The following is a 6,034-nucleotide window of genomic DNA, read 5'->3' as shown; positions in this document are numbered from 1 at the left end:
CCGCCGCAATATCGAGATCGACCGCATCGAGCCCGACCAGCGGCAAAGTGCTGCTCGAAGGCGGTGACATCACCGGTCTGAGGCCCTTCGACCGTCCGGTCAACACCGTCTTTCAGGACTATGCGCTGTTCCCGCATATGGACGTCGCGGCGAACGTCGGCTTCGGCCTCTCGCTGCGCAAACTGTCCGGTACCGAGCAGGCCAAGCGCGTCGGTCAGGCGCTTGACATGGTCGGCCTAGCCGACAAGCTGCGCGCCCGCATCTCCGAACTGTCGGGCGGTCAGCGCCAGCGCGTCGCGCTTGCCCGCGCCATCGTCTGCGAGCCGCGTGTGCTCTTGCTCGACGAGCCGCTGTCGGCCCTCGACGCGCATCTGCGCGAGCAGATGCAGGTCGAGCTCAAGCGACTGCAGTCCCGGCTCGGCACCACCTTCGTCATGGTCACGCACGACCAGACCGAGGCGCTGTCGATTTCCGACCGCATCGTCGTCATGAACAAGGGCCGCATCGAGCAGATCGCGCCGCCCGCGACGCTTTACGACCGTCCGGCGACGCGGTTCGTCGCCTCGTTCATCGGCACCATGAATCTCCTGCAGTCACGCTTTGTCGGGCGCGACGGCGAGCGGCTGCGGTTTACCGCCGGCGAGCTGCCGCTGGAGGCCATACTGGAAACCGGCGAGACACCGGCTGTCGGCGACGCACGAACCATCGGCGTTCGTCCGGAGGATCTTGTGGCGGCCACCGAGGCCGCCGAAGGCACCGCGCCGGCCCGGGTGAGTGGCATCGTCTTCCACGGTCGCACGCTGCGCCTTCACGCCGAACTGGGGCAGGGGACTGCAATCGTCATCGATGCCCCACGCCGCGCCGACGGTTTTCGATTCAGCATCGGCGACGTAGCGCACATCAGCCTGCGGCGTGGCGCCAACTGCCCTGTGCTCTCGAACTGATCGCCGGCCTCACGAAGCCTTGGCGAAAAAGCCCTGATAATCGGACTTGGCCTGCAGCAGGCGCAGGATGTTCTCGCGCGAGCCGCGCACATGCGCGCGAGCGCGCTCGCCGGCCAAAGCGACATCACCGGCGCAGATCGCGTCGACGATGCCCGTATGCTCCTCGCGGGTGAGCTTCCACTCGTCCAGCCACAGAAGCTCGGTCCACACATATTGCTGGCATTTGTCGAGGATGCCGCAAAGCATGCCGTGCAGCATCTCGTTGCCGCTGATCTCGGCGATCACCCGGTGCAGATCGATGCCGACCTGCAGCTCCTCAAATTTCTCTCGTGTGCTGCGGTCGGGGATTGCCGCCAGCCGTTCGCATTCGGCGAGCATGTGGCGCAGCCGCGCCTTGTCGGCGGCGGTCGCGTTCGCCGCTGCCAGCTCGGTCGCGCGCCCGTCGAGCAGCTCGCGAATGTCGAAGGCCTCGCGGAACATGGTCAGGTTGAACTCGGCAACAATATAGCCCTGGCGCGGACGTCCGATCACCAGGCCGTCGCGCTCGAGACGGTTGAAGGCTTCGCGCACCGGCGTGCGGCTCACCTTCAGGCGCTCGGCGATCTCGTTCTCGGTCACGCGGCCGCCTGGCGGGATCTGGCCGGTGATGATCAACGCCTTCAGCTTCTCGAACACCGAATCGCGCAGCGTGTTCTTTCTCTCCTTGCTCAAGCGTCCCGCCTCCAACGGTCAGTCACGGATTCGCAGTCTAGTGCCTTTTGGCTCCTGCTTGAAACAGAGCCGTATCAAACGCTCCAGGCCCGAAGCCTCAACTCATCGCCGCCCAAAAAACGCTCGGCACATGTTGACATCGGCTTCCGGAGAATTACACTCAAAATTGTATACAAATTCGCATACCAAATCAACGATAATGGGAACACCGGTTGGAGAAGCGAAAATGACGAAGAGACTTTGCATTCACGGTCTGGCCGTAGCCGGCCTGCTGGCCTCGGCCGCCGTTCCGGCCTCGGCCGCCGACACCATCACCGTCGCCTCATGGGGCGGCACCTATCAGGAGGCACAGACCAAGGCCTTCTTCGATCCGACGGCCAAGGAGCTCGGCATCACCATCAAGCAGGACACCACCAACGGCCTCGACGACGTGCGCCTGCAGGTCACCGGCAATGCGGTGAAATGGGACATCACCGAGCTTGGCGCCGACGAATGCGCGCGCGGTTCCAAGGAGGGCCTGTTCGAAAAGCTCGACTACAACGTCATCGACAAGAGCGGCATCAACCCGAAGCTCGTCCATGACGACTGGGTTGGCATCTCCTACACGTCCGTCGTGCTGATCTACCGGACCGATGTTTTCGGCGACAAGGGACCGAAGACCTGGGCCGATTTCTGGGACGTGGAAAAGTTCCCGGGCCGGCGGGCGCTCTCCGGCAGCCAGGCGACGGAGACACTGAGCGTCGCGGCGCTCGCCAAAGGCACTCCGATCGACAAGGTCTATCCGGTCGACATCGACGGCGCGCTGCAATCCGTCGACAAGGTCAAGGGTCACATCGACGCTTGGTGGACCTCGGGCGCGCAGGCCATGCAACTCGTGAAGGACGGTGAGGTCGATATGGCGAGCATCTGGAACGGCCGCGCCGGCACCCTGAGGAAGGAAGGCGCACCTGTCAGCTTCTCCTTCGACCAGGGTGTGCTTACCGCCGACTGCATGGTCATCCCGAAGGGCTCGAAGAACAAGGACCTCGCGATGAAAGCGCTGGCCAAGTTCGTCAGCCCCGACCTCCAGGCCAATCTGCCGCTCTATGTCGACAACGGCCCGGCCAACGAGAAGGCCTTCGAGACCGGCAAGATCCCGCAGGAGCGCATCAAGGACATCAACTCCGCGCCCGACAACGTCAAGAAGCAGGTGCTTCAGGATCCCGAGTTCTGGCGCGACAACCTCGTCGAGGCGACGGAGAAGTTCAACAACCTGATCCAGCAATAACGACTGCGCGGCGGAGCGGCGCGACGAGGCGCTGCTCCGCCGCGCTATCAATGATCCGGAGTTGAAGGAGATGCTCTTGTCTCTTGCGCCGACAGCGCTTCCCATCGGCATCCACGGTATCGAGAAGCGCTTCGGCGCGCTCTCCATCCTGAGCGATCTCAGCCTCGATGTCGCGGCCGGTGAATTCCTGACGCTGCTCGGTCCGTCGGGGTCGGGAAAGACCACGCTGCTGATGATCCTGGCCGGCTTTGTGCGGGCCAATGCCGGCTCGATCAAGGTCGGCGGCGAGGAGATCATCACCATGCCGCCACACAAGCGCAACATCGGCATGGTGTTCCAGAACTATGCGCTGTTCCCGCATATGAACGTCTTCCACAACATCGCCTTTCCGCTGAAGCAGCGGCGCGTATCGGCGGCGGAAACGGCCGAGCGTGTCGAGCGGGCGCTGGACCTGGTGCAGCTGAAAGGTCTCGGCGAGCGCCGCGTCGACCAGCTTTCGGGCGGCCAGCGCCAGCGCGTGGCTTTGGCCCGCGCCATCGTCTTCGAGCCGCGCATCGTGCTGATGGACGAGCCGCTGTCGGCGCTCGACAAAGGCTTACGCGAGCACATGCAGATCGAATTGCGCAACCTGCATCGGCGGCTCGGCATGACAACGGTCTACGTCACGCATGACCAGCGCGAGGCGATCACCATGTCCGATCGCATCGCGGTCATGAATGCCGGACGCATCGAGCAGATCGACCAGCCCGAGGTGCTCTACGCCCGGCCTAAGACGAAGTTCGTCGCCGGCTTCATCGGCGAATCCAATTTCATCCCGGTCGAATGCCGCAACGGCAGCGTCTGGTATGAGGATCGGAAGCTGCGCATGAATGACCCGGCGCCGTCCGCCGGTCGGCACTTGATGGTGGTGCGGCCGGAGAAATTGCGGCTGCTCGCCGACGCGGATCAGGCACGTCCCGTCAACGCGCTGCCGGCAACGGTCGGCGATGTCATCTATCAGGGCGACAGCTTCATCTGCTATGCGACGCTTCGCGACGGCCGCCAGGTGACGCTGCGCGACTATTGTCGCAGCGACGTGCTGGCGAAGCTGCCGGCGCCGGGCGAGCCGATCGCGCTCGGCATCGATGCCCAGGACGTCGTGCTGGTGTCGGATCAATGAGCGTCGGGTCCGCCAGTCTTGGTCACGCCGTCGGGCAGGACGGGGAACTCAACGCCTGGGCATTGCGCTCGGATGCCAGGCGCCAGGCGCTGGGGCTTCTGGCGCTGCTGTCGCCCGGGCTGTTCCTGGTATTCGCCGTCATCATCGTACCGATCGGCTGGCTGTTCTGGTTGTCGCTGTTCGACGAGAGCGGCCAGCTCAGCCTCGCCAATTACGCGCGCTTCTTCGAGCAGGCGTCCTACATCAAGACCTTCGCGACCACATTCAAGGTTGCCTTTGTTGTCACCGGCGCCTGCGTGCTGTTCGGCTACCCGCTGGCCTATATGCTGTCGCAACTGCCGCGCCGCGCCGCCTCGATCTGCCTGATCTTCGTCATCCTGCCGTTCTGGACCTCGGTGCTGGTGCGCACCTATGCCTGGCTGGTCATCCTGCAGCGCAAGGGGCTGATCAACAATTGGCTGATCGATCTCGGCGTGATCGCCCAGCCGCTGCCGCTCGCCAACAATTTTGCCGGCGTCGTCATCGGCATGACCCACATCATGCTGCCCTTCCTGGTGCTACCGCTCTATGCTTCGATGAAGACCATCGATGTCGACTGCCTGCGCGCCGGCATGAATCTCGGCGCCAACCCCGCCGCCACCTTCCGCCAGATCTTTTTCCCGCTGTCGCTGCCGGGCCTCGCCTCCGGCGTGGTCATCGTCTTCGTGCTTTGCCTCGGCTTTTTCGTCACGCCGGCGCTGATGGGCGGCGGCAAGGTCATCATGTGGGCGATGCGCATGGAGCAGGCGACCAGCCTCTACTCGAACTGGGGCGCGGGTGCTGCGCTCGGCGTCGTGCTGCTTGCCGTCACGCTGGCGCTGCTCGGCTTCTTCCAGTGGCTGCTCGGCGCGCGCGCCACCGGCGTTTGGAGCCAGCGATGAGCGCCGAAAGCAGCCTGCCTATAACGCATTGGCAACGCCTCTGGCTCTATCTGCTGGGCGGCCTCGTCATGCTGTTTTTGATCGCGCCCTCGGTGATTATTGTCATCATGTCCTTCTCCGGCTCGACGCTGCTGCAGTTCCCGCCCGAGCAATGGTCGCTGCGCTGGTATGAGAGCTATTTCGGTTCCGTCGAATGGCGCGACGCCACCATCGTCTCGGTGAAGGTGGCGGTGATGACCGCGATCGTGGCGACGCCGCTCGGCACCGCAGCTGCCTATGCCATCAACGCCGGCACGCTCAGGCTGACCGGCGCCATCAATGCGCTGCTCACGGCGTCGCTGATCATTCCGGTCATCCTGATCGGCATCGGCACTTTCTTTCTCTATGCCCGCATTGGCCTCAACAACACGCTGACCGGCCTCGTCATCGCCCACACCGTCCAGGCGTTGCCGCTGGTCGTGCTCACCGTCCTGTCGGGGCTGCGCTCTTACGACATGAACCAGGAGATGGTGGCGCGCAGCCTTGGCGCCGGCCGCTTCGCGGCCTTTTTCCAGGTGACCATGCCGCAGTTGCGCTTCTCGATCGTCTCGGGCGCGCTCTTTGCCTTCATCACCTCCTTCGACGAGGTGGTGGTGTCGCTCTTCATCTCGGGCGGTGAGACCACGACGCTGACGCGCCGCATGTTCAATGCATTGCGCGACCAGATCGATCCGACGATTGCCGCCATTTCGACTTGCCTGATCGTGCTATCGATCGTCTTGTTGTCCGCCGCCCAGCTTTTCGGCCGCGGACGTTGAGAATACAGGGATACCTCGAACAGAATGCGTGATTTCCAGTTTCCAGGCCGCTCGCCGGTCCGCGCCACCGAAGCCATGGCCGCGACCTCGCATCCGCTCGCCACACTTGCCGCCATCGACATGTTGCGGTCCGGCGGCAACGCCATGGATGCGGCCGTCTGCGCCGCGGCCGTGCAGGCGGTTGTCGAGCCGCAATCCACCGGCATCGGCGGCGACTGCTTCGTGCTCTACTGCCC

7 protein-coding genes are annotated in these 6,034 nt (G+C 64.1%); 6 read left to right on the top strand and 1 reads right to left on the bottom strand.

The window, feature by feature from the left end; all coding sequences use genetic code 11:
* Positions 1-944, top strand: a 944-nt coding sequence (locus tag EOA79_RS28590; protein WP_164893980.1) for an ABC transporter ATP-binding protein, incomplete at its 5' end; no start/stop codon positions are given.
* A 9-nt stretch (positions 945-953) separates the two neighbouring features.
* Here EOA79_RS28590 and EOA79_RS28585 read toward each other — a convergent pair.
* A complete protein-coding gene (locus tag EOA79_RS28585) occupies positions 954-1,655 on the bottom strand; it encodes a GntR family transcriptional regulator (RefSeq protein ID WP_164748502.1) in 702 nt (233 codons plus the stop codon).
* A 226-nt stretch (positions 1,656-1,881) separates the two neighbouring features.
* Between EOA79_RS28585 and EOA79_RS28580 the strand changes: the two genes are divergently transcribed.
* The 5 genes from EOA79_RS28580 to EOA79_RS28560 form a co-directional block, all read left to right on the top strand.
* On the top strand, positions 1,882-2,922 hold the full coding sequence (locus EOA79_RS28580; protein WP_067327790.1) for an ABC transporter substrate-binding protein: 1,041 nt from the start codon (positions 1,882-1,884) through the stop codon (positions 2,920-2,922).
* 76 nt (positions 2,923-2,998) lie between these two features.
* Positions 2,999-4,081 (top strand): ABC transporter ATP-binding protein, encoded by a 1,083-nt coding sequence (locus EOA79_RS28575; protein WP_095823935.1) that lies wholly within the window; start codon positions 2,999-3,001, stop codon positions 4,079-4,081.
* Entirely contained in the window at positions 4,078-5,001 is a 924-nt protein-coding gene (locus EOA79_RS28570) for an ABC transporter permease (protein ID WP_095823844.1), read from the top strand. The genes EOA79_RS28575 and EOA79_RS28570 overlap by 4 nt, the downstream gene beginning before the upstream one ends.
* Positions 4,998-5,798, top strand: coding sequence for an ABC transporter permease (locus tag EOA79_RS28565; RefSeq protein WP_067327792.1), 801 nt, complete (start codon positions 4,998-5,000; stop codon positions 5,796-5,798). The genes EOA79_RS28570 and EOA79_RS28565 overlap by 4 nt, the downstream gene beginning before the upstream one ends.
* Positions 5,799-5,822: 24 nt before the next feature.
* Positions 5,823-6,034 (top strand): gamma-glutamyltransferase (locus tag EOA79_RS28560; RefSeq protein ID WP_206628149.1); only part of this gene is annotated, 212 nt, incomplete at its 3' end.

The organism is Mesorhizobium sp. M1A.F.Ca.IN.020.03.2.1 (assembly GCF_004023205.1).
GTDB lineage: Bacteria > Pseudomonadota > Alphaproteobacteria > Rhizobiales > Rhizobiaceae > Mesorhizobium.
Note: the sequence above shows the minus strand (reverse complement) of the source record. Positions and strands in the feature narration are given on the sequence as shown.